Raw genomic sequence first — 25,744 nt, forward strand, 5'->3', positions numbered from 1 at the left:
CGGGGTCGCGGCGCACTCGGCGACCCGCTGCCCGCGTCGGTTGAAGGCGACCATGACAGCGGTGACGATCAGGACCTCCCGGAGGCGCCGTGCGGGCGACCGGCCGGCCGAGGCGACACGCTTCGCCGGGCGCCGGCACGAGGTAGCCGGCGCCGGGTTCGCCGTGCCCTGTGCGTCCTGGGTCGTTGACCGTTCCCGCCTGCCGTCGTCCGGGATCCGGGGCCGTGCCGCCCTGGCCGCGGGCGGGGCGGGCGCTGATCGACTGGAGTTAGCACCTGTGCTCGCGAGAAGAACAGCTGCCGCGGCGGGGCGCGCCCGTGCACGCCGCAGGGCCCGGGGCCCGTCCGGGCGGCGGCCCGGTGAGAACGTACGTACCGGCGAGAGACCGCCGTCACGGCCACGCCCGCTGACGGACGACAGGCAAGGCACCCGCCTGCGAGCCCTGACGGCCGCCCGGCTGCGAAGGGCCGGCCGCGGGATGCGGCCGGCCACGGGCTTATTACGGCGACCCGCCGGACCGGGCTCGGGCGGAGCCGTCAGGGCCGGAGCGGGCGCGGTGGTCCCGGAGCCCGCGGGCCGGGCGAACGAGCCCGCACGCCGCCCTGACCTCCTGACCGCGAACGGCGCGCAGCCGCGCGGACGCCCCGAACCCGGCCACGGATCCACCGTGTCCCCGCGCCACCAGTTATTACCCGGCCGCAGCCCCGGACCATCCCACCCGTCATGACGGCACCGGCTCGCGAGAGCCGTCGTCCCGGATCCGCCAGACCGCCGGCACCAGCAAGGTGACGGCGGTGACGACCACGGCGGTCGCCGCGCACGCCAGCAGAACGGGACGCGTACCGAAGAACGAAGCCGCCGGCCCGGCCAAGCCCATGCCGACGGGAGCCGCCACGAGTCCGCCGAGCATGCTGACCGAGGCCGCCCGCGCCACCGCGCCGGCCGGCAGATGCCGCTGCAGGGCCGTGGTCTGGATGACGTTGTGCACCGTCACCTGCCCGCCCGCGGCCACGGCCGCGACGACCAGCTGCCAGACGGGCGCGGGCAGAGCGAGCAGCGCCGGAAGCGGCGCGATCAGCAGGAACGCCAGCAGGGCGGCCACCATGGGGCGGGCGGGCCGCCAGTGCGCGCTGACGACACCGCCGGCCAGCCCGCCGACGGCGTAGGCGATGCCGATCGCCGACCACGCCGGCGCCCCGCCGAGTGACCGGTCGGCGACGTACGGGCCGAGCACGAGGATGGGGGAGATCACCAGCGCGTTGGCGACGGCGAGATGGACGATCCACACCCACAGCCACGTACGCCGCCCCACCTCGGCGAGCCCCTCGCCGATCCCGGCCAGCAGCCCGCGGCCCTGGCCGCGGTCGCCGCCGGGGAGCAGGCGCGGGAGCCGCGACAGGAAGACGGCGCTCACCGCGAACGTCAGCGCGTCGATCGCGATCGCCCACCCCGGCCCGACCAGCGCCACGAGCGCTCCGGCGACGCCCAGCGCGACGATCGACACGGTGCTGCGGGAGATCGAGATCAGGCTGTTGGCCGCCTGCAGGTTCTCCTTGCCGGCCAGGGAGGAGACGAGCCCGACGGCGGCCGGGTTGAAGAACGCCGATCCGGCGCCGGCGATCAGTTGCAGGGCCACCAGGGTCCACAGGTGGGCGCTGCCGGTCAGCAGGAGCACGGCTGTGACGCCGTGGGCGGCCAGGCGGGTGAGGTCGGCGATCAGCATGATGGAGCGGCGCGAGAAACGGTCGCCCGCGGCTCCGCCGAGCAGGGTCAGCGCGATGATCGGCAGCCGGGTGCTGAGGATCACGATGCCGAGGTCGACGGCGGAGCCGGTGAGGTGCAGCACGGCGAAGGCGATGGCGAGGGGGGTGAGGGCGTCGCCGAAGAAGGAGGCGGTCTGGCCGAGGTAGTAGCGGCGGAAGCCGGGCTCGGCCAAGGGGGAGAGGGTGGCGGAGAGCCGGGCTCTCGCTCCCCGGCGCGCGCGGTCTTCGGCGCCCGCCGCTGCGTCGGCGACCGGACCACCGCCCGTGTGACCGCCCGTGTGACCGTCCATGTCGCCGTCCATGTCGCCGTCGGGACGAGCGCGGTTCAGGGCTGTTCCTGGATGCGGACCAGGTTGCCGGCCGGGTCGCGGAAGGCGCAGTCACGAACCCCGAACGGCTGCTCGACCGGCTCCTGCACGACCTCCGCGCCGCCCGCCCGCGCCCGTTCGAACATGCCGTCGAGGTCGTCGGTGGCCAGCAGGATGCCGGCGTAGGTGCCCTTGGCCATCATCTGGGCGATGGTGGCGCGCTCGGCGGCGGTGATGCCGGGGTCGGCGCCGGGCGGCTGCAGGACGAGGGACGCGCCGGGCCGGCCGGCGGGCCCGACCGTGATCCAGCGCAGGCCGTTGTAGCCGACGTCGTCGCGTACTTCGAAGCCGAGCAGGTCGCGGTAGAAGGCCAGGGAGGCGTCCGGGTCGTCGTGCGGCAGGAAGCTGGCGTGAATGGCGATGTGCATGACCATCACGCTAGGCGCGGCCCGGTGCCGGGCGCTTCTCTGTTCCTGCCCGGTTCCCCGGCCAGGGCACGATGGGCCGGTTGCGCGTGCGGCACAATGATCGGGTGACGAGCGACAGTCTTCCCGCAGAGCCCATGCCCGCTCTCGTGCGGGCCGCGCGGGTGGTGCTGATCGTGCAGGTGGCCGCCAGCGTTCTGGGGCTGGTCGTGATGGGCGGGGTGCTGGCGGCCGCGGCGAGCGCCCCCTCGCTGTTCCTGCTGCTGTTCCTGCTTCCCGCCGTGGTCCTGGTGGTGATGGTGTGGCTGGTCCTGCGGTGGTCGTCGCGGCGCTCGTTCGTCCGGTGGGCCGCGGTGGCGGTGGAGGCGGTCCTGGGCGGCGGCAACCTGGTGTCGATGCTGGTGGCGGGCCGCTTCGTGTGGGCGTCGCTGCCGTTGAGCGTGCTCCTGCCGCTCGGGGTGGCCGGCGCGCTGCTCACCGCGCCCGCGGCACGCTGGTTCAACCGGTGACGCGGCCGGCGTCACCGGTGGCCCAGGACTGTTGAACGACGTGGATCCGGTATTTCTATCCCGGGTATAGCATGGGTGCCATGGTGCGACCCCCGCTGACCCCCGAAGAACGCCTCCGTGGCGAGCAGCTCGGCCTGGTGTTGCGACGGGCCAGGGCGGAGCGGAGCATCGTCGAGGTCGCCGCGGCCGCCGGCATGTCCGCCGAGACGCTCCGCAAGATCGAGACCGGCCGGATCGCCACGCCCGCGTTCTTCACCATCGCGGCTCTGGCCGACGTGCTCGGCATCTCCCTCGATCACCTCGTCACCCGCTCCACCCCGGCCGCCGCCCCCTGACGCGCCGGCGCCGCGCGTCCCCCTCCAGGAACGCGCGGCACACCCCATCACGGTCGGGGTCACGCTGTCGCGGTCACCCGGCGGAGGGGCGTCACAGCCACGGCCCGCACACCGTGCCGTCCGGGCGGCAGGCGCGGAAGAACGTGCGCCGCCCCTGCAGATGGTCGCTGATCGTGCCCGTACCGCCGCGCACGAAGTAGGTGCGCACGCGCGTCCCGTCGTTGCGGATCTGCACCTGGCGGGGGCCGCCGCGTCCCTTGATCTTGTAGAACACCTGGAATCTGCCGCCGCCGATCCGCTTGAACGCCTTGCACACGGCCACGGCCGGATCGCTCAGGTACAGGTGCACATGCTGGACCTGATACCCCGGAAACGTGCTGCCCCGGCATCCCGGCACCGGATGGGCCGACGCGCTCGCGGCAGGCGTGCCGACGACGCCCGCGGCGGCCAGGGATGCGACAGCGACGGCGAGGCCACGACGTATGGCCTTCGCGGTCATGAGGTTCTCCTCTCGTGGGATCCTCGGATCCTGACCACGCCGACGCTAGAGCCGGTCGACCCGCCAGTCTGCGCAGAAATCCACACATCCGGCCCTCAACCCGGGCGTCGCCCCAGGGGACTCAGACCAGAGCCAGCTGCGCCGCCGCCGGCTCCCGCGGCTCGGCCACCGGCGCCCCGCACCCCATCCCGTACATGCGGCACAACTGCGCGATCTGGCCCGTGATACGGCCCTCATAGCCCGCCGACGGCAGCCCCGCCCGGTCGTACAGCTCCGCATAGCGTTCCACGAGCTGCGGATGCGCCTCCTCCAGCCACCGCAGGTACCACTCCCGCGTGCCCGGCGGCAGCCGCAGCACCACCGGCTCCACCGCCGCCGCGCCCGCCGACGCGATCCGCCGTACGGTGGCCGCCAGCTGATCGGCCGCGTCACTCAGCAGCGGCAGCACCGGCGACATCAGCACCCGGCACTCCACCCCCGCCTCCACCAGCGCCGACACCAGCTCCAGGCGCGCCTGCGCCGACGGCGCCCCCGGCTCCACCGCCCGCCGGATCCGCTCGTCCACGAACGCGATCGACACCGCCACCCGCGCACCCGCCCGCGCCAGCAGCTCCGCGTCCCGCACCACCAGCGCGCTCTTGGTGTAGACCGTGAACGCCGCCCCCGCGCCCGCCAGCGCCCCGATCACCCCCGGCATCAGCCGGTAGCGTTCCTCCGCCGCCTGGTAGCAGTCGCCGCCCACCCCGACCGCGATCTCCGTGCCGTCCCAGCGCGCGAGCTCCGCCCGCAACCGCTCCACCACGTTGGGCCTGACCACGATCCGGGTGTCGAAGTCGGCGCCCGCGTCGAGCCCGAGCCGGCGATGACCCGCGCGGGCGCCGCAGCCGCGGCAGGCATGGGCGCAGCCACGGTAGGGGGAGACCGCCCACCGCTGCGCGATGCCCGCGACCTGCGGCACCCGCTCGATCACGGTGCGGGCCTGCATCTCGTAGAAGCCGTCACGCGCCACGGCGCGCCGCTCGATCAGCGGACGCTCATCGGCGGCGTCGACAAGCGCAAGCGCGTCCCAACCCACATCACCAGTGGAACACGCATTCGACTCCGTTTTCAAGCCGTTCCCCCCAACCGCCCGCCCGCGCGGGGGAGCGGACCCACGATACTGGCGGCACACCCGCCCCGCCCCGCCTTCGTCTGGAGCCCGCCTCATGGCCTGGATCCTGCTCGCCCTCGCCATCGCCTCCGAGGTCGTCGCCACCACCGCGCTCAAACTCAGCAACGGCTTCACCCATCTCGGCTGGAGCCTCACCGTCGCCGCCGGCTACATCATCTCGTTCCTGCTGCTGGCCCGCGTCCTCAAGCTCCAGCTCGACGTCGGCACCGCCTACGCCGTCTGGTCCGGCGCCGGCACCGCCGCCATCGCCCTCATCGGCGCCGCCTTCCTGGGCGAGACCCTCACCCCCGTCAAGGTCGGCGGTATCCTGCTCATCATCGCCGGCGTCGTCGTCCTCAACCTCGCCGGCGGCCACTGAACCAGCGGCCCCGCGCGCACCCCGCTCGGCCGGGGGGAGCGGGGCCCCGTCCCTCAGCGAACGGACACCATGATCCACCACCTCGCCCTGCACACCGACTGGGAGCACGCCCGCACCACGGGGGAGTACCGCGTCTCCACCCTCGGACGCACCCTCGACCAGGTCGGCTACATCCACTGCAGCCGCGACCTGCCCCAGCTGCACGGCGTCCACACCGCCTTCTACAGTCACCTCACCGAACCACTGATCATCCTCGACATCGACCCCGCCGGCCTCGACGTCCGCGTCGAGAACGGCTACCCCCACCTGTACGGCCCCCTGCCCCTGACCAGCGTCACCGCCACCCGCCCCTACACCCGCACCACCACCTGACGCCGCCCATGGACACCCGCGCCGCCGCCCAGCGCTTCGCCGACACCTGGCAGCACGCCTGGACCCACCACGACGTCGCCGCCATCACCGCCCTCTACCGCGACGACGCCCTCCACACCAGCATGCCCTTCCGCCCCCCGCACCAGGGCCGCCAGGCCATCGCCGACTACATCACCTGGTCCTTCACCGGCGAGAGCGACCCCCACGTCACCTTCGCCACCCCCATCGTCGACGGCGACCAGGCCGCCATCGAATTCCGCGTCCACGCCCACGACGACGGCCGCCCCATCACCCTGGCCGGCTGCGTCTTCGCCCGCTTCGACGCCGACGGCCTCGCCGTACAGACGCGCGACTACTGGCACACCACCGACGGCCACCACTGACCACCGGCGCCCACCCATGACGAAGGCCCGCCGCGCCCCGCGCGACGAGCCGTACCGGACGAAGGAAGACCGCCACCCGTCCCCCTCCCGGACGGGCCACCTCCAGCGATCAGCGCACCACCCGCAACGGCGCACGCCCCGCACCCGCGGGCACCGGCACCGGAGCAGGGGAGGGGGCCGGCCTCGGACGCGCCACCTGCTGCGTCACCTCCGCAGCCGCCTCCGCAACCTGCTGCTGCACCTGCTGCCGGGCCGCCATCTGCTGCGTCTGATCCGCCGCCTCGGCACACCCGCCCGAGCAGTACCCGTTCGTCACGATCAGCCGCCCCCGCGACGCCGTGTACGACTCCTTACCGGAAGCGGGCAGAACCCCCCGACACATCGGACATAAAACCGACTCGTTCCCCACGTGCTGCTCCTCTCGCGGCGCGAATGGCAGGACTCCCACCCTAAAACCACACCTGGCGCCAAGGACAGCGAATCAACACAACGTCAAACCAGCCGTCAACGCACCCGGGAGCCCGCCACACCGCACCGCCCGCCCCCGAAACCCCCGCTCACCACCCCCGCCCGGCCCGCACCACCACCCTCACGAGCCGCTCGGGGAGAGCGGAAAAATCTTCCCACCAACCGCACCCGTCCCGCACCATGAGGCTCGTCGCCTGCCGGTGGGGAGCGGCCCGACGACGTCTACTTGACATAATGTTCATTATCAAGCAATTGCGGAAGCGCCGAATAATCCGCGCCCGCGCGGGCAGGCGCAGCGCATGCTCCCGCTCGACATCGCCGCCCCCAGCCTCGTCGCGCTCACCGCCGTCGTCACCGCCGGCGCCATCTGGCTGATCATTCTCGCGGTACGCCTCACCAAGAGCCCGCGCAACCGTCCCGGCATCAGTGTCGATCTTGTCGATCAGGTGCGCGAGCTGAAGGCGCTCGGCCAGATCCAGGAAGCCGTGTTCTTCGTCCGCGGTGAGACCGGGATGAGCCAGCGCGCCGCCGCCCGCTTCGTCAACCGTCTGTGACCCCCTGCCCGCGCCGGGTCACGCTTCGATGCCATACCGAACAGAATGGGGCTTCTGTATGGTATGGGTAATTTTCGTATCGAATGTGCGTTTTCGTGCTGCTGGGCGGGATGCCGTCCGCAGCGGTTCGCAGGAGAACGGCTGCCGTCGCCGGGCGGAGGAGTGCCGGGATGTCAGCGCGTCGTCATGACGGTCCCGGCCTGCGATGATCGCCGGGGTGCGCGGGTGTTCTGCTCCCCTGTCCCCCGTTCGAAAAGTGTCCATGGGTCAGGCGTCACAACGCTCCGCTCCCCCATGCCGGCGTGCCGCCGGCCGATCATGAGCGTCATCGGCCGAGCCGGTCGCCTGGAGCTCCAGGCGACCGGTGGGCCTCTCCCCTATTCAGGCGCCGCCGGCGTCATGGAGAGGTCCCAGTAGGCGGCGTAGCGGCCGCCGCGGCGGAGGAGTTCGTCGTGGGTGCCTTCTTCCGCCACCCGGCCGCCGTCCAGGAAGGCGATGTGGTCGGCGTTGCGTACGGTGCGCAGCCGGTGGGCCACCATCACCACGGTCCGGCCCGCCATGAGCCGTTCGATGCCCTGGTGGACGGCTGCTTCGCTGGCCGGGTCGAGGGCGGAGGTCACCTCGTCCAGCAGCACGATGGGGGCGTCTTTGAGCAGGGCGCGGGCGATGGAGACGCGCTGGCGTTCGCCGCCTGACAGCAGGGTGCCGCCTTCGCCGACGGGGGTGGCCCAGCCGTCGGGCAGGCGTTCGATCACTTCGTCCAGGCGGGCCGCGGCCGCCGCGGCGCGGACTTCGGCGGTGGTGGCGGTGGGGCGGCCGAGGCGGATGTTGTCCTCGATGGTGGCGTCGAAGAGGTAGACGTCCTGGAAGACGATGGCGATGCGGGCCATGAGTGCCTGGGTGTCGATGGTGCGGACGTCGGTGCCGCCGATGCGGATCGCGCCGGTGTTCACGTCGTGGAAGCGGGCCAGGAGGTGCAGCAGGGTGGTCTTGCCTGCGCCGGAGGGGCCGACGACGGCGAGCCGGTGGCCTTCGGGGAGGGTGAGGGTGAGGTGGTCGATCACGATGTGGTCGCCGTGTCGGAAGGTGACGGAGTCGAATGCCAGGTCGTGGCGGGTGGGTTCGATCGGGTCGGGGGGTTCGGGGAGCGGCGGGGTGCGCAGGAGGGTGTCGAGTTTGGTGAGTTCGGCGCGGGCGCCGCGGAGTTGGCCGCCGATGTCGCCGAGGGACAGCAGAGGGTCGGCGCAGCGGGTGGCCAGGACGAGGAGGGTGAGTGCTTCGGCGGGGCCGATGGTGGCGCCGAGAGCCAGGTGGGTGGCCAGGATCAGGAGTGCGGTGAGGATGGCCTGCACGGTGAGGGTCAGGCCGAGGATGCCGGGCAGTGCCGAGAGCGTGGAGCGGCGGGAGGCGTGCTGGAGTTCGCGCAGGGAGTCGTCGAGCAGGGTGAAGCGTTCGGTGGTGCGGCCGCCTGCCCGCAGTACGGGCTGGGCTTGGAGGTATTCGATGACGCGGCCGGTGGCTTGCTGGTCGCGGTGGTGGCGTTCGGTGTCGGCGGCGTGGGTGGCGCGTCCGGTCCAGTGCTGGATGGCGGCGACGACGGGGACGGCGAGGAGTGCGGCCAGTCCGAGCGGGGGGTTGTAGGCGAGCATCACGGCGACGATGGTGAGGGGGGTCACGGCGGCGGCGATGTAGGGCGACAGGACGTGTGCGAGGACGCTCATCGCCTGGAGTACTCCCCTGCTGGCCAGGAGGGAGACTTCGCCGACGCGGCCGGGGGCGTACCAGCCGATGGGCAGGCGGGCCAGGTGGTCGCCGAGCCGCCGGTAGGTGCCGCGCAGGAGGGTGGTGCCGGCGCGGAAGCCGGACAGGTCGGCGGCGTAGCGGAGTGCGGCGTAGGTGGCGACGGCGGTGGCGAAGGCGATGAGCCAGGGGCGGGCGGCGGTGGTGTCGCCTGCGAGCAGGGCGTGCAGCGTGGGGACGAGCAGGGCGTAGGACAGTCCTTCGGCGATCGCGGTGGCGGTCATGAGGGCTATGGTGCGGCGCACGGGCCGGGCGTGGTGGTGTCCCAGGACGCGCAGGAGCATGCGGATCATCGGGGGTCGTCTCCTTGGTGGGTTCGCCAGAACGCGGCGAGGCTGCCGTTCTGGTTCAGGAGTTCGGCGGGTGTGCCGTGTTCGGTGATCGTTCCGTTCTCCAGCAGCACGACGGTGTCGGCGTCGGCGATCGTCTCCAGGCGGTGGGCGATGACGACGATGGTGCGGTCGCTCCGGGAGGTGGTCAGTGCGTGGCGTACGGCGTGTTCGGTGTGGGGGTCGGCGAAGGCGGTGGCCTCGTCCAGGACGAGGACGGGGGTGTCGGCGAGCAGGGCGCGGGCGATGGCGATGCGTTGGGCTTCTCCGCGTGACAGGCCGGTTTCCTCGTCGAGGATGGTGTCGTAGCCGCGTGGCAGTCGCAGGATGCGGTCGTGGATGTTGGCGAGTCTGGCGGCTGTGGTCACCTGATGGTGGTCGGTGTGCGGGAGGGCGAGGGCGATGTTGTCGGTGACGGAGGCGCGCAGGAGGCGGATGTCCTGGAAGACGAAGGAGATCGTGCGGTAGAGCTGGTTGCTGCCGAGGTCGCGCAGGTCGGTGCCGCCGAGGGTGATGGAGCCGTGGGTGGGGTCGAAGAAGCGGGGCAGGAGCTGGACGAGGGTGGATTTGCCGCTGCCTGAGGGGCCGACGATGGCGGTGGTGGTGCCGGGTTCGAGGGTCAGGTCGATGCCGCGCAGGACGGTGTGGCCGGTGTCGTAGCCGAAGTGCACGTTCCGTAGTTCCAGGCGGTGCCCTTGTGCGGTGGCGGGGCAGGCGGGTTCGGGCAGGGGGTCGACGGCGAGGACGTCTCTGATCCGGCCGGTTGCGCGCCAGGCGGTCTGCAGGTCGTCGAAGCCGTGCCCGAGGGCGGCGACCGGTGCGGTGAGTCCGAGGCCGAGCAGGAGGAAGGGCAGCAGGTCGGCGGGTGACAGGCCGGCGTCCGTGATGAGGAGGGTGCCGCCGGTCAGCACGGCCAGGAGCACGAACGGTGGCGCCAGCGCGGTCTGCATGGCGGCGGCGATGGGTGCGAGGCCGCGTGCCCAGCGCAGGAAGGTGTCGGCGAACGTGTCGGTGGCGGTCAGGAAGGTGCGGTGGGTACGGTCGGCGCCGCCGAAGGCTTTGACCACCGCGATGCCCTGGACGAATTCCACGGCCGAGCCGGCGATGCGTCCCATGGCCGTGTCGAAGTCGCGCTGTTCGCGCTGTCGTGCGGGGGTCATCATCAGCGGGACGAGCGCTATGGCCAGCAGGACCGGGATGAGGGTGATCAGGGTGAGGCGCCAGTCGATCGTGAACAGGTAGATGAGTGACACCAGGGGCACCACGAAGGCTGAGACGAGTTCACCGGGGGTGTGCGCGATGAACGGGTGCACGGCGCTCACGTCCTCCCCCACCACCTTGGCCAGTTCGCCTGTCCTGCGCTGGGAGAGCCATCCGATCGGGACGCGGCCCAGGTGGGCGGCCAGGCGGCGGCGGAAGGCGAGCTGGACCTGGCCGTCGAGCAGGTGCCCGATCCCCGAGGACGCGGTGGTGAACAGCAGCCGGATGAGCAGGCCGGTGACGCCGGCGAGTACCGCGGTCCAGGCGTGGGCGTGGTCGGGCGGGCCGGGCGCCAGGAGGGTGCGTCCGACTTCGGCCACCGCCAGGAGGGGTGCCAGGCCGGCCACGGCGCCGATGACCTGCAGGGTGACGAGGGCGGCGAAGCTGCCGGCGTGGGGGCGCAGCAGGCCGGTCAGGGTGCCGGTGTCCGGCCGGGTGTCAGTCACGCGGGTGTCAGTCACGGAGGTGCTCCTGGAGGAAGGCGAGGATCTCCGCCCGGGCGGGTGCCGCCTGGGGGGCCAAGCCCGGCATGCTGAGGAACGCGTGTCCCGCCTGCGGGTGTTCGCTGAGCCGGGCGGGTGTCCCGGCCGCCTGGAGGCGGTGGGCGTAGTGGCGGCCGTGGTCGGCGATCGGGTCGGCGGAAGGTACCACCACAAGGGCGGGGGCCAGGTCGTGGAGGTCGTCGGCGTGCAGGGGGGACAGGGCGCGGGCGTCGGTGCCTTCGGGGACGGCCAGGCGCTGGAAGAGGAGCAGTTGCGGTAGGGACAGGGTGGGTGTGTCGGGGTATCGGGTCGTCGAGTCGTAGGTCCAGGCGGTGGAGGTCAGGTCGGTGGCCGGGTTGACCAGGACCTGTGCTCGCAGGTTCAGGCCGGCCTGGCGGGCTCTGATGGCGGTCAGGGCGGTGATGAGGCCGCCGCAGCTTTCGCCGAAGACGGCGGCGCGGGCCGGGTCGATGTCCCAAGTCGCGGCGTGCCGCAGCAGGTGCCGCAGGACGTCCCAGGCGTCGTCGGCGGCGGCCGGCAGCGGCGTCTGCGGGTCGAGGAGGCGGTGCTCGACCGAGACGACGGCCGCGGGCAGGTGGGCGGCGAGGTGGCTGTTGACCCAGTCGCTCTGTGCGGCCGTGCCGACGAAGCCGCCTCCGTGCACGTGGATCACGAGGGGCAGGGGGCCCGCGGCCGGGGGGCGGTACACGCGGACGGGGAGTTCGCGGCCGGGTAGCGGCATGTGCTGCCAGGTGATGGTGGCGGCGGGGTCGGGCTGTCCGGTGATGACGCGTGCGGCCGTGGAGGCGCGGGCGTGGTTCTCGGCGTCGCGGTAGGCGGTCAGTTGCTCGGGTGTCACCGTGGTCCAGTCGGGCTCGGGGGGCCGTCGTATCGCGGTGGGGTCGTTCATGGGCCTCTCCTCAGTTTCGCTACTTCTGGTTTCGAAACCTACGGTAGCGCAACTTGGTATCGTGTGAGCGTGAGCCTGACCTCGAGCACTCCCGCCCGGCCGCCCGGCCGCCCGCGCTCCGGCGTCAACGACGTGGTCTTCGCCGCGACGCTGCGCACGGTCTGCGAGCTGGGCTACGCGCGTGCCACGGTGGAGCGCATCGCCGCCGCGGCCGGCATCGCCAAGACGACGATCTACCGCCGCTGGCCGACGAAGGGGGCGCTGATCGTGGACTGCCTGCTCGACGCGTTCGGGCCGGTGCCGGTGAAGGGGGGCGACCGGGCGGAGATCATGGCGTCGGCCATCCGCTGGGCCGCGGCCAAGATCGGCGAGCCGGGGGTGGGCGACGCGTTCGCGGGCGTGTTCAGCGACGGTGTCAGCGATCCTGGGCTGCGCGAGATCCTCTCCTCGCGGTTTCAGGACCCGTACCGGCTCGCGCTCCAGGAGGCGCTCGGCGAGCCGGAGCACCGGGTCCTGTTCTTCATCGACGTCGTCGTCGGGACCCTGCTGCACCGCATGGGCATGACCGGCGAGCCGATGGCCGGCGACGATGTCGACGCGCTGGTGGAGATGGTCCTGCCGTCCTTCCGCTGAGGACGGGTCGGCGTGGCCCGGGTGCGGGGCATAAGGTGGGGCGCCATGGCATTGCGGCTTGTGCAGGTGAACTTCAAGGCCCGGGACGACGCGGCGCTCGGCCGGTTCTGGGCGGCGGCGCTCGGGTACGGCATGTCGAGTGAGGGCCCGGGGGTGACCAATCTCGAGCCCGAGGGCATCGCGTGGCCGGATCCCGACGGCTTCTACGTCGATCTGGTGAAGGTGCCGGACCCCGAGACGGTGCATTACCGGGTGCGGCTCGATCTCGCCACCACCTCCCCGGAGCATCAGGCGGAGCTGGTGGCGCGGCTGCGGAAGCTCGGCGCGACACCCGCGGACGCGGAGCGGGGCGACGGGCCGTGGGTGGCGCTGGCCGACCCCGAGGGCAACGTGTTCCGCGTGCTGGAGCCGCGGGAGACTCACCGGGACACCGGGCCGATCGCGGCGGTGGTGGTCGGGTGCGCGGATCCGCGGGCCCTGGCCGCCTTCTGGGGTGAGGCGGCCGGCTGGGCCGTGCACGAGGCGGGCGACGAGCGGGCGGTGCTGCGTTCGTCCCGGGGCGTGGGCCCGTTCCTGGAGTTCGCCCGGCAGGAGCCGGTGCGGAGCCGGATCCACATCGATCTGATCCCGTCTCGCGGGCAGGAGCAGGCGGCCGAGGTGGCCCGGCTGCGGAAGCTGGGTGCGCGGCCGGCGGATGTGGGGCAGGGCGAGGTGTCGTGGGTGGTGCTGGCCGACCCCGAGGGCAACGAGTTCTGCGTGCTGGGGCCCGGCTCCTCCCCCTCGGCGTGACGGGCCGGCTGGGTCAGGGGGCGAGGCCGGCGCTGATGAGCCAGATGTGCTCGCATGTCGCCGATGCCCGGCGCAGGCTGTCGCGGGACTCCTGTGAGGCGTGGTAGAAGCTGCGTTCGATCATCCAGCACAGGGCGCGGGCCATGGCGGCGGCCTGGTCGGGCCCGGTGCCGGGGCGCACGCCCGCGCGTTCCAGCACGGCGGTGATGGCGGCGATGAACAGGTCGGCGGTGTGGCGCCACAGGTCGCCGATCTCCGGCACGGTCAGCGACAGGTCGATGGCGGTACGCATGACCAGGCCGTGCTCGTTCCACAGCTCGACCGTGCGGCGCATCGCCGCGGCGACGGCCCGGCGCGGGTCGTCGCTCGCGGCCGTGGCGCGCGAGCGTTCCCACAGATGCTGCACGGTGCGGGCGACGAGCGCGGTGACCACCTCCTGTTTGGAGCCGAAGTAGAAGTACAGGGCGCCGCGGGTGATGCCGGCGCCCTGGGCGATGTCGCCGACGGTCATCGCCTCGTAGCCCTTGTCCGCCAGGAGGGCTTCGCAGGTGTCGAGGATGGCCCGTTCGCGGACGTCGCCCTTGCGTTCGGTGGCGCGGCGGCCGCGCGGGGCGTGGGCGGGCATCAGAGCTGGGCGCCTTCGGGGAAGTCGGTGCTGCGCGAGAGCGTCTCCCAGGTGCGGATGTCGTCGTCGACGGCGCGGCGGGCGGCGCCGATCAGGCGCAGCGCGTCGGAGCCGAGGACGAGGTGGGCCGGCGGCCGTTCGAGCGCGGCGATGCGCACGACGGCCTCCCCCGCCTTGGCCGGGTTGCCGAGCTGGTTGCCGCTGGCCTTCTGGCGGGCCTGGCGGATCGGCGTGAACAGCTCGTCGTAGTCGCTGATGGCGCGGCCGGCGCGGGTCATGGAACGTCCGGCCCAGTCGGTGCGGAAGCTGCCCGGTTCGACGGCGGTGACGTGGATGCCGAACGGGGCGACCTCCTTGCCGAGCGCTTCGAGGACGCCTTCGAGGGCGAACTTGCTGCCGCAGTAGGCGGACATGCCCGGCACGGCCATGAGGCCGGCCATGGAGGTGACGGCCATCAGGTGGCCGCGGCGGCGCCGCCGCATGTGGGGCAGGGCCGCCTGGAGGGTGGCCATGGCGCCGAAGACGTTGACGTCGAACTGGCGTCGTACGTCGGCCAGCGAGGTCTCCTCGAAGATGCCTTCCAGGCCGTAGCCGGCGTTGGCGATGACGACGTCCAGCGGGCCGGCGGTGTGCTCGGTGTCGTCGACGACGGCCGGGACGGCGGCGGTGTCGGTGACGTCGAGGATGCGGCCGTGGGCGTGGCCGGGCTTGAGCGCTTCGAAGGCGCGCAGGTCGTCATGGTTGCGGACGGTTCCGGTCACGGTGTGGCCGGCGGCCAGGGCGGCCTCGGCGAGGGCGCGGCCGAGTCCGGTGCTGACGCCGGTGATGAGCCAGTTCTGGTGCTGCATCGCTTTCTCCGTACGGGGTGTTCGAAGGGGGCTGGTCCGCTCCCCTGCCACAAACTCTACACTATGTCGATTTTTATCATCATAGTGTCGATTCTGGCGGTGCGGGGAAGGCGCCGGCCGCCCGGGTCGCGGTCGCGGGGCGTGCGGCAGGTTGCCCGCCATGCTGGAGATCGGATCCGCCGCGGGGCTTGAGCAGCGACGCAGGCTGATCTGGAGCGGGTGTTCTTCCTCGCTGCTCGGCTGCCACTACGGCACCTCCATCGCGGCCCTCGCCCGGGCGCACGGAGTGAGCCGGGCAGCCATACGAACCGCTCTGAGCGAGCGGATGCCCGGCCATCCGGGTTCGCCCATGCTCGCCACGACCGAGGGGGCTGCCGACTCGTCCAGCCACGTTGCTCGCGGGTGCCGCCAATGGCTGTCCGCAGGTTCCTCAACCCCGATACGGCAAACGCCCAAAGGGGCTCGCGGGAGGTGGTCACGCAGGCGGCGTCATGCCGTCCGGCACGAGGGGCAGGAGGAGCTCGTAGAGGTCGCGAAGCTCGTCAGCGTCGACCGGGGGAAAGACCACGGTCGCCCCGACCGCGATCAGGTAGGGCAGCAGGGCCGCCGTCCTGGCCTCCTCGTCGCCGGGCACGGCTGATCTCCACACCCGCTGCAGCGCGGACAGCCTGGCCTGGTCCAGGCGGGTCTGCACGGCACGCACCTCCGCGTCCCATGTCGCCCACGCCCTCAGGGCGATGTCGAGCTCCGGACAGTAGAGACCCGTGCCGCCGGGTTGAACGAGTTTCGTCAGGTGCGCGAGGATCTCCCGGGCGCCGGCCGTTGCACCGACCTCCGCGATGGCGTTCTCGAGCGTTCTGATCGACAGCTGCTCGAAATGGGCGAGAAGCGCTTTCTTGTATCCCTCAGCACCGTCGAAGTGATGGTGGAACGACCCTTTCGACAGGTGGAGCCGGGCGGCGATCCGGTCGATGCGAATGCCCGCCGCACCTTCTTCCGCGAGGACCTTCAGACCTTCGTTCAGCCACCGCTCACGTGCCGTGCTCATCCGGCAAACGTAGCATCGGGCATGGCGCGGTCCGCGTTCGCGAGGCTCATGCCATGAAGCTGTAGACGCCGGCCGCGATGCAGATCAGCAGCATGGCGGTGGCGTTGAGAAACAGGTTGCGGCCGAAGTCCCTGGCCGCGATGTGCATGGCGATGGCGACCACGAAGTAGAGGACGAGCGCGGCACACGTCACGGCGCCGAGGTGCGGCAGCCAGATGCCCAGGATCAGGCCGGTCGCGGCGGCGAGCTTCAGCGGCGGCATGATCCACCAGTGGCGGCGCGGCCAGTTCACGTTCTCGAAGCATTGGGCGATGAACGGAACGGGCTTGACGCACATGACGGCGTCGCCGACCTGGATGATCGCCAGGATGACGACCGGCCAGACCGGGTCGGGCAATGCTGACATCTCTCTCCTCCGGCATTGAATGACTCATGCTGCACCAGAACCGTACTATACCGTATGGTATGGCAACGTTCTGATGCCACGAGGAGAAAGAGGGCCCCATGACACGCTCGACCGAGCGCCGGCAAGCACGTGGCTGATCGGATCCTGGCGCTGAGCGCCGTGCTGGCCCTGGCAGCGGCCGGGTGCGAAGTGCTGCCGGCGGCGGAGCGGACCGCGCCGGCGTCGAGCGCCCCCGCCACCAGCGCTCCAGCCGCCACGGTCACCGCATCGGATCAGGACACCCGACCAGCTCTGGCCGTGACCCGCAGCACGATGACCGAGCACCTCAAGGTCGAGGTGGTCGGCCTCAACCGCGTCGAGGGCAGGCACCTCATCGCCCAGATCCGCCTGTCCAACACCGGCACCGACCAGCACCTGTCCTGGCCCGGCGAGTTGGGCGACCGCACCCGTCCCCTCAGCGCGATCAAGTGGGCCTCCGGCATCGGCGTCCTCGACACGCGGGCCCGCGCCTGGCTCCTCCCCTACGTGCCGGTCGGCTCCCCATGCCTCTGCAGCGACCTGGACCGCGACGGCCTCGGCCGCTTCATCGACCCCGGCCGGTCCGTCACCGTCTACGCGGTGCTGCCCGCTCCGTCGGGCAACCCCGCCACGGCCACCGTCCTCACCCCCGCGACGCCGCCGATGCTCAACGTGCCGATCAGCGACGAAGCTCCGGCCGGCGACTTCCCCGACCCCGATGCCGAGCCCGTCAGCGCCCTCACCCGCCGTCTGATCCTTCCTTCCGAGTCGCTGGACAGATCGGAGGAGACCGCGGACGACGGCGAGCGGTTGCACGTCAACCTCTCCTCCGACGTGCTGTTCGCGGTGGACAAGGCCACGCTCACCGCCCACGCCTCGTCGATCATGGCCCGGACGGCCGCGCTCATCGACGCCTCCCCCGCCGCGGTGGTGACGGCGGCGGGCCACGCCGACTCCTCCGGCGACGACGCCATCAACGACCCGCTGTCGCTGCGCCGCGCGCGGGCGGTGCGGCGCGCCCTGACGGCGCTGCTGTCCCGGGACGGGGTCCGCATCCAGGCCAAGGGGTACGGCTCGCGCCGCCCCCTGTACGACAACGCCAGCGACGAGGGCAAGCGCCGCAACCGCCGCGTCACGGTGACCTTCGCCAGACCTCAGCCCGCCGCGGAGGAACCGGTGGCCACGACCTCTCCGGGCCCGACCGGCCTGAGCGGCACCGTGGACGGCCGGCCCTTCAACCTGGAGGTCACCGGTCTGCGCCGGCTGCCCGGCGGTCTCGGCCTGCTCACCTACACGATCACCAACGAGGGAGCGGCCGAGACCTGGTTCAACGACCTGCACCGCACCCAGGACTGGGAGGCCTACAAGTACCGGGCCGCGACCAACGTCCGCCTGACCGACGTCGCCGCCCGCCGCCAGTACCTGCCCGGCCGCCTGGAAGTCCCCACCGACGACGGCGTGGACTTCCACTGTGCGTGCACAGACCTCTCCGGGGTGCGCCTCAGCACCGGGAAGTTCGCACCGGGCCGGGCCCGCGAGTTCTGGAACCTCTTCGCCCTGCCCGGCACCACCGAGACCCTCCAGGTGAAGATCGGCCCGTTCGGCGACCTCCAGGTACCCGTCCGGTGACGGCGTCCGAGAGGCCCGGCCGCGCGGGACCGCCTCGCGTGGGGGGCCTGCCCGGCCTCAGGGCACCGAAACGGCTCGTCCCGGTCTCAGTCGAACAGCCGCGACTGCTCGCCGGTCACCGGGTGCCCGCCGCCCTCGACCTGGACCTGGCCCTCGACCTCCTGGTCGGGCTCACGCAGTGGCGTGTGCTCAACACCGGCCGGACCGTCGACGACGCCTACGTCGAAGCGACCAGCGAGCTGATCATCCAGGCGCTTCCGTTCTGCCTGGGCGCCGGCGACAGGAGCTGAGGCGGCGTGGCGAGGTCATCGACCTGCCGGGGCTGTCACCAGGTCACCGGCAGCGCGTTCAGGCCGTACACGACGCTGAAGATCCGGAAGCCGGCCGGCTCGTCGGCCAGAGCGAGGCCCGGGAAGCGCTTCAGCAGGGCGGGGAAGGCGATGCGCATCTCCATCCGCGCCAGCGGCGCCCCGAGACAGTGGTGTATCCCGTGGCCGAAGGCGACATGACCGGCGGCTCCCCTGGTGAGGTCGAGGGTGCCGGGGTCGTCGATGAAGGCGGGGTCGCGGTTGGCGGCGGGAGGCGCGCAGATCACGAACGACCCCGCGGGGATGGCGTGCCCGGCGATCTCCACGTCCGTCGTCGTCGTGCGCGGCGGCAGCGCCTGCACGATGGACAGCCAGCGCAGAAGCTCCTCGACGGCGGGCTCGACCCGCGCCGGATCGTCCCGGATCGCCGCCGGCTGGTCAGGATGCCGCAGCAGGGCCAGGGTGCCCAGGCCGAGCATGTTCGCGGTCGTCTCATGCCCGGCCAGCAGCAGCAGGCCGGCGATGCCGATCAGCTCATCGGTGGACAGATCGTCGCCGTGCTCGCGCACCAGCATCCCGAGCAGGTCCTCGCCCGGATCCGCCTGCGCGCGGGCCACCAGACCGGCCATGTAGGCGCGGTCCTCCCGCCGCGCGGTGGCCTGCTGCTCCATCGGCAGCGACACATCCAGCATGCGCACGGAACGCTCCTGGAACTCGGCGCGGTCGGCGTACGGCACACCCAGCAGCTCGCAGATCACCAGCGACGGCACCGGCAGCGCGAAGTGCTCCACCAGATCAGCCGGCTTGCCCGCCCGCTCCAGATTGTCCAGAGCCATCTGGACGATCTCGGTGATCCGCGGCTCCAGCCTGCGCATCCGCCGTGCCGTGAACTCCGGGGTGAGCATCCGGCGCAACCGCGTGTGCTCGGGCGGGTCGAACCCGATCAGCGCCCCCGCCCGCATCCTGGCCAGCTCTTCGGCGTCCAGCCCACCCGATCCCGGGAACGGCGGCAGGGCGCTGCTGAACCGGGCCGGATCCGCCAGCACCTGGCGAACATCCTCATGGCGGCAGACCAGGTATGCGGGCACGCCAAAAGCCGTGTTCACCCGCACCACCCCCTCGTCGTCGCGTGCCCGCGCCAGCTCCTCGACGGGGGCCAGACCGTTCCGCCGCATATGCAACGGCAATTCCAGTGCTTGTGTCATCGTCCGTCCATCCATGTTGTCGTCGTCGGGTGCCGCGGTCCTGCCGTCCACGGCCGGAGCTTGTCGGGGTTGCGCACCGCCCAGATGTGCTTGATCCGGTCGCCCGCGACCTCGAACGCGTACACCGACACGGTGACGCCGTCCAGCTCGGCGACCAGGCCGGGCCAGCCGTTGACCGTGCGTTCCAGGAGGGTCAGGTCGCGGAGCCTGCCCTCAAGATGAAGCAGCGAACGCGCGATCTGCTCGGCGCCTTCCATCGGGTGCAGCACCGCGCCGACGACGCCGCCCCCGTCGGCGGTCGCCGTGGCGGCGGGGTCGAGGAGACCGATGAGGGCGTTGATGTCCTTGGCTTCCCATGCCCGTTTGAAGTCCCTGATGACGCGGGCCTGCAGGGGCGCCGGGGTCGCGGGGGCCTGCGTGGCGCGGATGCGGCGGCGGGCCGAGGAGGCCAGCTGACGGCAGGCCGCCGGGGTACGGCCGACGATCTCGGCGACTTCGGCGAAGGAGTACCGGAAGACGTCGTGCAGCACGAACGCGACGCGCTCGGCCGGGGTCATCGATTCGAGCACGACCAGGAAGGCCATGTTGACCGACTCGTCGAGGGTGACCCGATCGGCCGGGTCGGCGCTGACGCCGTCCGAGCGCCCACTCATCCACTCCGCGGGTTCGGGCAGCGGCTCGGGGATCCATTCGCCCACGTAGGTCTCCCGCCGGGCCCGTGCCGAGGACAGCACGTTGAGGCAGATGCGGCCGGCGACCGTGGTCAGCCAGGCGCCGGGGGCCGCGATGGCGTCCTGCTCCTGCCGGGACATGGCGTACCAGCGGGCGTAGGTCTCCTGGATGACGTCCTCGGCGTCGGCCAGGGAGCCGAGGAGCCGGTAGGCGAGGTTGATCAGCTGTCGTCGTTCGCCCATGATCACGGCCAGGCCGGGATCGAGCCGGCCGCCTCCCGGCTCGGCTGGGGTAGTCATGGTGTCCTGGCCGTCATGCGCTGACTCCCTCAGTTCGGATCTGCTCTCACCGGGTCCGACAAGACAGCGCGGTGATCTGTGAGGTCGGCGCGTCCCCTATGACCGGCCTCACACTCCACGGCGCTGTGTTGTCGAACCAGTGCGCCGGCCGCTCCCGCATGGAGTCGATCGCCACCCGCGATGCCGGACCGGAGCCTTACACAACACAAGGAGGATCTCGTGAGCATGCCAGATGGCCTGGACGAGAAGGCTGAGACGCGAACCCGGACGACCACGACGGTTCCGCGCGCGACGGGCGGGAAGCCGGCCGTCGCACGCGGCGCCTGGAACGGGAGTCGGATCCGCCCCATCGTCTACGGGGCTACCACGTTCGTGATCGTCTTCGAGCTGGCCGCAGGATCGTTGTGGAACCTGGTGCCGATCGAATGGGTGCAGGCCCAGCTGCGCCATCTGGGATACCCGCCCTTCTTCGCCTACATCCTGGCCCTGTGGCAGGCCGCCGCAGCCGTCGCGATCATCGTGCCCAGGTTTGCGCTGATCAAGGAATGGGCGTACGCGGGCGCCTTGTTCCTCTGGTCGAGCGCCGTGGTGTCGCATCTGATCGTCGGCGACGGCCCGCGGACGTGGGGGGTGCCGCTGGTGTTCGGGATGTGCGCCATCGCGTCGTGGGCGCTGAGGCCCGCCGACCGCGGGCTCCCGGAGACGCGACTCCGTCGCGACCGCTCCGCCGAGCACGTAAGTCTCCGGCCCGCCGGCCGCCGCCCTCGCGCCTGGGCGGTGCCGATCGGGCTCCTCGTCGTTCTGTACGCCGTCTCGTTCCTGACGCTGCCCGCGGCCGAAGCCATGACGCGCGGATGGGCGGTCGAGCTCGGCTGGATCGACGGGTAGCGGCTCATCGCCGTGACGCGTGCAGGGCGGACTGGGGCCTGCCTTTCCAGCAGGCGGAAACCGCAGGACCCGGCGATCGCCACGGCCTGCTCGGCCCGCCGAACCGAGCCTCGCTGACGCGGCAGCGGGGCAGGTTGAAGTCCATCAGGGTGGCGCCGGTGAGGTCGAGGCGGAGGCCCGGCCAGTGGCGGTCGTCAGCGTCGGGGGTGCGGAACTGCCACCAGCGGCGGGCGGCTCCTGGTAGCGCAGGTGACCGGATCGGTCCCCGTCCAGCGGCGGGGTGTACGGCATGCGCAGGTACGCGCAGATCACGTCCACGACCGTCTGCCGGAGCACGGGGTCGCGGTTGTCCTGGGCGAGCTGTTCCAGGGCGTACAGGCCGCCCAGGCGGCCCGGGGCCGGGTCGCTGCCGAGCTGCTCGACGGCCTTGCCGTAGCGGTCGGTCGCATGGCCGCGCTCACCGAGCTGGAAGGTACGCCGGGCGGTGTGGGCGTTGCGCGCGGTGTAGAACACCGCGACCAGCGCGGCCAGCCCGGTGGCCACCGCCAGCACCCGGCCACGGACCGCGTCCACGGCCACTGCTGGCTTCTCGCCGGCCAGCCCCGTCGGGCCGCCGATCACCACGCCATCCACGTGCTCCAGCACCCAGCGCGCCCCCGGGTCCAGCACCCAGACGATCCCCACCACCAGCGCCACGCCGACCGCGGTCACCACCACCGAGACAGGCTTCACGTTCTCCACCGTGAGGCGAATCGCGAGCCGCGACTAGACCTCACCGCGCCGGGTCGGGTCGGGTCGACGAACGTCACCGCAGGTCAGAAGCCACTTCGTTGGATTCTTCGCTGTACGAGCGGTACGGGCGCGGCATCTACGTGCGCGGCCGTCGACCCGGCCTTCAGCGCGGCGATCAGCGACCTCGCGGCAGAGATCCGCGGGGACCTGAAACAGGAAGGGCCGCAGCTGGCCAAGCTGCTCACCGACAAGACGTCCCTGGCCTATTACCTGCTGGGCCACACCCACGCCGTGCTGGCCAGCCTGCCGGAGGCCGCCGTACGCCCGTACGCCCGCCGCGATCGACCCCGGCTCCGCGGCGGTGCGCCTGGGCGCCATGTTCCACCTGGCCTTCGACGCCGGCCTGCTGCAACTGCCCACCCCGGGCGACGGCCCGCCCCCAGCTCCCCGATCCGCAAAGCGGTGTAAATGACTCAGCACCCCGTCGCGACGCGGCCGTGCCCGACCTGCCAGGCCACCTTTCCACTGGCCGGCGGTAAGGCGGTCAGCCTATGGGTTGAGAACGGCGTGACGGTCGAGCAGGACCCCGCCGGCGACCGCGCCGACCACCTCGCCGAGCAGGAGCGGCTCCGGCAGGGCGCCGAGCACGTCCACCGGGAGCAGGACCCCGCCGAACGGCTCTTCCCCACGCAGTGGCGCGCTTCCATGCCGCTCTGCAAGCCCTGCCTGCCGAGCGGGCCGACAGCCCGTTCGTCAAGACGTGGGGCTCACCGCAGGATCAAGCTCGCTGCGAGCGAGGCCACGGCCAGCACGAAGTACACGGCCCATGGGCCGATCCGCAGAGGTCGCGCCCGCACCTCAGGGATGAACGCGACAGTGAAGTAAGCGACGAGGCAGGCGGCGGCCACCGTCCCGAGCACCGGAACGGCCAGCCCCACCAGCAGCCCGACGGCCCCAGCCCCGAGCACGAACCCGAGCGGGACCTGCCAGGAGACCGGAACACCTTGCCTTTCGGCCTGAGCCCGCCCGTAGGAGTGCCGGGCGAGGTTGGCGACGGCGGCCAGGCCGACGACCGCGGCCGTCAGCAGCGTGATAACGACATACATGGCACAAGGACGATCCGCCACGCCCCGTTGTGACATATGGCGGCATGATGGGGCATCGTCCCGCACGGCCGGTAGGGCCGGATGTGTGGAGCATCTGCCGGGAGCTGATTCCGGCAGGCAGCGTGTACGCGTTCCTGGCCGAGCATCGCGATGAGCTGTTTCCCGAGGAGATGTTCGCCGACCTGTACGCCGCGACCGATGGCCGGCCGAGCATCCCGCCGCAGGAACTGGCGTGTGTGCTGGTGTTGCAGGCCTTACTGCATCACTCCGACCCGGAGGCGGCGCCGGCGCTGCGCTGTGATCTGCGGTGGAAGGCCGCCTGCGGGCTCGGCCTGCACGATCGGGGGTTCGACCCCTCGCTGCTGGTGTACTTCCGGCAGCCGCTGCGCCGATCGGGTGATCCGAACCGCATCTTTGCCCGGGTCAGCCAGGTGGCCGCGGCCAGCGGGGTGCTGTCCGGCCGCACCCGGCGGGTGCTGGACTCGGTGGTGCTGGAAGACGCGGTCGCGACCCAGGACACCATCACTCAACTGATCGCGCGATCCGGCGGGCGGGCCGGCAGATGCCCGGCGCCGCCCAGGTCATCACCGAACGCTGTCACTCCACCGACTACGGCCCAGCGGGCAAGCGGCCTCCTCGCGCTTGATCTGCTGGACGACGGTCTCGGGCAGGCCGGCGGCGGTCAGAGCCTGGCTTTGGGCAGGGCCGGGGGCCAGGGCGTTGACGCGGATGCCGTCGCCGGCCGGTTCCAGCGCCCAGCCGCGGGCGAGTTGTTCGAGGGCGGCCTTGGATGCGGCGTAGTGTGCGGCGCCGGGCAGCGGCAAGAACCCGCCCGGCCTGTGGCAGCCCTGCGAGGGCGTCATGGTTTCAAGGGCGGGATCGTCTCGATGATCTCTTCGACCGCTTTGGCGCGCAACTGCGAGCCGGACAGGCCAGGATGTCTCCGGCCCACAGACTCCTCCCACACCTTGGCCAGCCCCGAGCGAACCTCCAGCCAGACCAGGGCCATCCCGACCATCTTGGGCCGGAAGTCGTCGGGCTCGATCCCCGCAGGGTTCACCATCAGGACGGCCTTGTCGAACGCATATATCGCCTCTTGGGGCTTCATCTCCATGGCGCGGATAACCGCCAAGTGCAGCAGCGCCCGCCAGTGCCTGTAGATGCAGGCCTGTTCGATGTCCATGACCGCGAGGCTCTCCGAACCAGGGGTGGCAAGGCGCCTCTCAGCCTCCTGGTAGTGCTTGTCCCCGTGGGCGGCGTTGGTGAGGCAGACCTCCAGGAGGCGGCGTGCCACCTGGACCCGCACTTCCCACCGCCGTCGCTTCACAGCCGGGTCGACTTCGTTATCGGCTGGCTTGGCTTCGGAGTCACCGGACACCAGCATGACAAGCAGCAGCACACCCCCGAGGAGCGCCACCACACCAAGCGCCTCGTTCAAATCCTCGCCCACCTCACTCACAGTAGAGGCAGGTCCATTCCGTGTGAACCTAATCTCGTAGAGGCAAGCAGGCAAGAAGCCCCCAGCGTCAGAGCCTTGCGCGGATGCAGACGCGCACCTGTCGGTGGCTCTGACGGATGGGCGTTGGTCTGAAACTACGGACGAGCCCATGGGTTCCTCGATGCGCCTGCCGCTCATGGAGCGTCGAGAGCGGCCCTCCGGACTGAAGGAACAGTGCGCTAGCGGACGGCCGTAACCGGCGCTGATCTCGGACGCCACCTGAGCCCGGGACGGGACGTCGGGCCTGGCTCCCAGCGCGGCGGCGCAAGCGATGGCGACGACCGGAACCTGCCTGCCCGGCCAGCCGTGCCCGATCTTCCGCGTGGGCGCCCACGTTTCGCCGGGGTCGGGCCGCGAGGGTCTCCGGGGTGTCCGGGGTCAGCGGGCGAGCTGGTTGAGCCAGTCGCGCAGGAGGGCGGTTTCGGCCGGGCGGAGCGGGAGGGCGGCCCCTTCCGTGGCCCCTTCGGCGGCCTCTTCCGCGGCGTCGAGGGCGGAGTCGAGGGCGAGGGCCCGGGCGGCGAGGCTCGGGTCGGTGACAGGGGGCGGGTCGGTGGTGAGGGAGCCGATGAGGGTGTCGCGCATCCGCGCGGAGATCTCCGGATCGCGATCCGCGGCCGGGGCGCCGATCAGCGACAGGGTGACGCCGGTGACGCCGCTGTGCAGGAGGCCGGCGGCGGTGAGGGCCGGGACGCGGAGGCGGCCGGCGTCGGCGACGCGGCTGAGGAACCTCAGCAGCAGATCGTGGGCCTCCTGGGCGGCGGGCGCGCGGCGGCCGGGGCGGTCGGTGCCGAACATCAGCACGTAGAAGGCCGGATGGCGCAGGCCGAAGCCGACATGCAGGTCCCAGCCGCGGCGCAGGTCCGCCACCGGGTCCCCGGTGGGCGCCAGCTCGTGCTTCTCGGCCAGGTAGAGGCCGAAGCCGTGCACGGCCAGGGCCGCGAGCAGGGCGTCCTTGTCGCCGAAGAGCTGGTAGAGGGAGGCGGCGCGGATGCCGGCCGCCGCGGCGACCGAGCGGGTGGAGACCGCCTGGGCGCCCTCCCGTTCGAGGATTCCGGCCGCCGCCTCGAGGATCTGCCGCCGGGTGCGGGTCTTCACGTCATCCACGGTGGCGATG

At 71.9% G+C, this 25,744-nt stretch carries 29 protein-coding genes and 1 pseudogene; 12 read left to right on the plus strand and 18 right to left on the minus strand.

Going from position 1 to position 25,744, the window contains the following annotated elements; translation table 11 throughout:
- Positions 1-721: 721 nt before the first annotated feature.
- Both OIE67_RS18975 and OIE67_RS18980 read right to left on the minus strand, forming a co-directional pair.
- Positions 722-2,053: an MFS transporter gene (locus tag OIE67_RS18975; protein WP_326642113.1), complete on the minus strand. Its 1,332-nt coding sequence runs from the start codon at positions 2,051-2,053 to the stop codon at positions 722-724.
- Between the two features lie 35 nt (positions 2,054-2,088).
- The gene (locus tag OIE67_RS18980) at positions 2,089-2,499 is read right to left on the minus strand and encodes a VOC family protein (protein ID WP_326642115.1); all 411 of its coding nucleotides are present in this window, start codon (positions 2,497-2,499) and stop codon (positions 2,089-2,091) included.
- A 104-nt stretch (positions 2,500-2,603) separates the two neighbouring features.
- Here OIE67_RS18980 and OIE67_RS18985 point away from each other — a divergent pair, with 104 nt between their 5' ends.
- Positions 2,604-3,005, plus strand: a complete 402-nt coding sequence (locus OIE67_RS18985; RefSeq protein ID WP_326642117.1) for a hypothetical protein — start codon at positions 2,604-2,606, stop codon at positions 3,003-3,005.
- Positions 3,006-3,085: 80 nt separating this feature from the next.
- Complete coding sequence (locus OIE67_RS18990) at positions 3,086-3,340, plus strand: helix-turn-helix domain-containing protein (protein WP_106239526.1); 255 nt, start codon at positions 3,086-3,088, stop codon at positions 3,338-3,340.
- 91 nt (positions 3,341-3,431) lie between these two features.
- On the opposite strand, the gene OIE67_RS18995 is transcribed toward OIE67_RS18990, so the two are convergent.
- Complete coding sequence (locus OIE67_RS18995; protein ID WP_326642120.1) at positions 3,432-3,839, minus strand: hypothetical protein; 408 nt, start codon at positions 3,837-3,839, stop codon at positions 3,432-3,434.
- A gap of 121 nt (positions 3,840-3,960) precedes the next feature.
- The gene (locus tag OIE67_RS19000; RefSeq protein ID WP_326642122.1) at positions 3,961-4,914 is read right to left on the minus strand and encodes a radical SAM protein; all 954 of its coding nucleotides are present in this window, start codon (positions 4,912-4,914) and stop codon (positions 3,961-3,963) included.
- Between the two features lie 130 nt (positions 4,915-5,044).
- On the opposite strand from OIE67_RS19000, the gene OIE67_RS19005 reads away from it, so the two are divergent.
- The 4 genes from OIE67_RS19005 (at position 5,045) to OIE67_RS19020 (ending at position 7,145) form a co-directional block, all read left to right on the plus strand.
- The gene (locus OIE67_RS19005; RefSeq protein WP_106239531.1) at positions 5,045-5,368 is read left to right on the plus strand and encodes a DMT family transporter; all 324 of its coding nucleotides are present in this window, start codon (positions 5,045-5,047) and stop codon (positions 5,366-5,368) included.
- A gap of 69 nt (positions 5,369-5,437) precedes the next feature.
- Entirely contained in the window at positions 5,438-5,740 is a 303-nt protein-coding gene (locus OIE67_RS19010; protein WP_106239534.1) for a DUF952 domain-containing protein, read from the plus strand.
- An 8-nt stretch (positions 5,741-5,748) separates the two neighbouring features.
- Positions 5,749-6,123, plus strand: coding sequence for a nuclear transport factor 2 family protein (locus OIE67_RS19015; protein WP_326642126.1), 375 nt, complete (start codon positions 5,749-5,751; stop codon positions 6,121-6,123).
- A 767-nt stretch (positions 6,124-6,890) separates the two neighbouring features.
- Positions 6,891-7,145: a hypothetical protein gene (locus OIE67_RS19020; protein WP_326642128.1), complete on the plus strand. Its 255-nt coding sequence runs from the start codon at positions 6,891-6,893 to the stop codon at positions 7,143-7,145.
- A 377-nt stretch (positions 7,146-7,522) separates the two neighbouring features.
- Here OIE67_RS19020 and OIE67_RS19025 read toward each other — a convergent pair whose 3' ends face one another.
- From OIE67_RS19025 to OIE67_RS19035, 3 genes are read right to left on the minus strand one after another with little or no spacing between them, the layout of a single operon-like run.
- Entirely contained in the window at positions 7,523-9,238 is a 1,716-nt protein-coding gene (locus OIE67_RS19025; protein WP_326642130.1) for an ABC transporter ATP-binding protein, read from the minus strand.
- A complete protein-coding gene (locus tag OIE67_RS19030) occupies positions 9,235-10,995 on the minus strand; it encodes an ABC transporter ATP-binding protein (RefSeq protein ID WP_326642132.1) in 1,761 nt (586 codons plus the stop codon). The genes OIE67_RS19025 and OIE67_RS19030 overlap by 4 nt, the downstream gene beginning before the upstream one ends.
- Positions 10,988-11,926: an alpha/beta hydrolase gene (locus OIE67_RS19035; RefSeq protein WP_326642134.1), complete on the minus strand. Its 939-nt coding sequence runs from the start codon at positions 11,924-11,926 to the stop codon at positions 10,988-10,990. The genes OIE67_RS19030 and OIE67_RS19035 overlap by 8 nt, the downstream gene beginning before the upstream one ends.
- A gap of 69 nt (positions 11,927-11,995) precedes the next feature.
- On the opposite strand from OIE67_RS19035, the gene OIE67_RS19040 reads away from it, so the two are divergent.
- On the plus strand, positions 11,996-12,559 hold the full coding sequence (locus OIE67_RS19040; RefSeq protein ID WP_326642135.1) for a TetR/AcrR family transcriptional regulator: 564 nt from the start codon (positions 11,996-11,998) through the stop codon (positions 12,557-12,559).
- 45 nt (positions 12,560-12,604) lie between these two features.
- Positions 12,605-13,348 (plus strand): VOC family protein, encoded by a 744-nt coding sequence (locus OIE67_RS19045; RefSeq protein ID WP_326642137.1) that lies wholly within the window; start codon positions 12,605-12,607, stop codon positions 13,346-13,348.
- 13 nt (positions 13,349-13,361) lie between these two features.
- Here the strand turns inward: OIE67_RS19045 and OIE67_RS19050 are convergent, their stop codons facing one another.
- The 4 genes from OIE67_RS19050 to OIE67_RS19065 form a co-directional block, all read right to left on the minus strand.
- Positions 13,362-13,973, minus strand: coding sequence for a TetR/AcrR family transcriptional regulator (locus OIE67_RS19050; RefSeq protein WP_326642139.1), 612 nt, complete (start codon positions 13,971-13,973; stop codon positions 13,362-13,364).
- Positions 13,973-14,821 (minus strand): oxidoreductase, encoded by an 849-nt coding sequence (locus tag OIE67_RS19055; RefSeq protein WP_326642141.1) that lies wholly within the window; start codon positions 14,819-14,821, stop codon positions 13,973-13,975. The genes OIE67_RS19050 and OIE67_RS19055 overlap by 1 nt, the downstream gene beginning before the upstream one ends.
- A 475-nt stretch (positions 14,822-15,296) precedes the next feature.
- The gene (locus OIE67_RS19060) at positions 15,297-15,869 is read right to left on the minus strand and encodes a TetR/AcrR family transcriptional regulator (protein WP_326642143.1); all 573 of its coding nucleotides are present in this window, start codon (positions 15,867-15,869) and stop codon (positions 15,297-15,299) included.
- 46 nt (positions 15,870-15,915) lie between these two features.
- On the minus strand, positions 15,916-16,275 hold the full coding sequence (locus OIE67_RS19065) for a DoxX family protein (RefSeq protein WP_326642145.1): 360 nt from the start codon (positions 16,273-16,275) through the stop codon (positions 15,916-15,918).
- Positions 16,276-16,404: 129 nt separating this feature from the next.
- Here OIE67_RS19065 and OIE67_RS19070 point away from each other — a divergent pair, with 129 nt between their 5' ends.
- Positions 16,405-17,922 carry an OmpA family protein gene (locus tag OIE67_RS19070; protein ID WP_326642147.1) on the plus strand — a complete coding sequence of 506 codons (1,518 nt, stop codon included), beginning with the start codon at positions 16,405-16,407 and terminating at the stop codon, positions 17,920-17,922.
- Positions 17,923-17,960: 38 nt separating this feature from the next.
- Positions 17,961-18,212 (plus strand): hypothetical protein, encoded by a 252-nt coding sequence (locus OIE67_RS19075; RefSeq protein WP_326642149.1) that lies wholly within the window; start codon positions 17,961-17,963, stop codon positions 18,210-18,212.
- 35 nt (positions 18,213-18,247) lie between these two features.
- Here the strand turns inward: OIE67_RS19075 and OIE67_RS19080 are convergent, their stop codons facing one another.
- Both OIE67_RS19080 and sigJ read right to left on the minus strand, forming a co-directional pair.
- Entirely contained in the window at positions 18,248-19,435 is a 1,188-nt protein-coding gene (locus tag OIE67_RS19080) for a cytochrome P450 (RefSeq protein ID WP_326642151.1), read from the minus strand.
- Positions 19,432-20,406 (minus strand): RNA polymerase sigma factor SigJ, encoded by a 975-nt coding sequence (gene sigJ, locus OIE67_RS19085; protein WP_326642153.1) that lies wholly within the window; start codon positions 20,404-20,406, stop codon positions 19,432-19,434. The genes OIE67_RS19080 and sigJ overlap by 4 nt, the downstream gene beginning before the upstream one ends.
- Before the next feature lie 225 nt (positions 20,407-20,631).
- Here sigJ and OIE67_RS19090 point away from each other — a divergent pair, with 225 nt between their 5' ends.
- Complete coding sequence (locus tag OIE67_RS19090; protein WP_326645396.1) at positions 20,632-21,294, plus strand: DoxX family protein; 663 nt, start codon at positions 20,632-20,634, stop codon at positions 21,292-21,294.
- A 144-nt stretch (positions 21,295-21,438) separates the two neighbouring features.
- On the opposite strand, the gene OIE67_RS19095 is transcribed toward OIE67_RS19090, so the two are convergent.
- Both OIE67_RS19095 and OIE67_RS19100 read right to left on the minus strand, forming a co-directional pair.
- A complete protein-coding gene (locus OIE67_RS19095) occupies positions 21,439-22,026 on the minus strand; it encodes a hypothetical protein (protein WP_326642154.1) in 588 nt (195 codons plus the stop codon).
- 767 nt (positions 22,027-22,793) lie between these two features.
- On the minus strand, positions 22,794-23,132 hold the full coding sequence (locus OIE67_RS19100) for a DoxX family protein (protein ID WP_326642156.1): 339 nt from the start codon (positions 23,130-23,132) through the stop codon (positions 22,794-22,796).
- Positions 23,133-23,302: 170 nt separating this feature from the next.
- Here OIE67_RS19100 and OIE67_RS55475 point away from each other — a divergent pair.
- A pseudogene (locus tag OIE67_RS55475) lies at positions 23,303-23,542 on the plus strand (transposase); the annotation flags it as partial.
- 174 nt (positions 23,543-23,716) lie between these two features.
- On the opposite strand, the gene OIE67_RS19105 reads toward OIE67_RS55475, so the two are convergent.
- The 3 genes from OIE67_RS19105 to OIE67_RS19115 form a co-directional block, all read right to left on the minus strand.
- The gene (locus tag OIE67_RS19105) at positions 23,717-23,995 is read right to left on the minus strand and encodes an SDR family oxidoreductase (protein WP_326642159.1); all 279 of its coding nucleotides are present in this window, start codon (positions 23,993-23,995) and stop codon (positions 23,717-23,719) included.
- The gene (locus OIE67_RS19110) at positions 23,992-24,582 is read right to left on the minus strand and encodes a hypothetical protein (protein ID WP_326642161.1); all 591 of its coding nucleotides are present in this window, start codon (positions 24,580-24,582) and stop codon (positions 23,992-23,994) included. The genes OIE67_RS19105 and OIE67_RS19110 overlap by 4 nt, the downstream gene beginning before the upstream one ends.
- Positions 24,583-25,008: 426 nt before the next feature.
- Positions 25,009-25,734, minus strand: a complete 726-nt coding sequence (locus OIE67_RS19115) for a TetR/AcrR family transcriptional regulator (protein WP_326642163.1) — start codon at positions 25,732-25,734, stop codon at positions 25,009-25,011.
- Positions 25,735-25,744: the final 10 nt, after the last annotated feature.

The organism is Nonomuraea fuscirosea, from assembly GCF_035917475.1.
Taxonomy (GTDB): Bacteria; Actinomycetota; Actinomycetes; order Streptosporangiales; family Streptosporangiaceae; genus Nonomuraea; species Nonomuraea fuscirosea.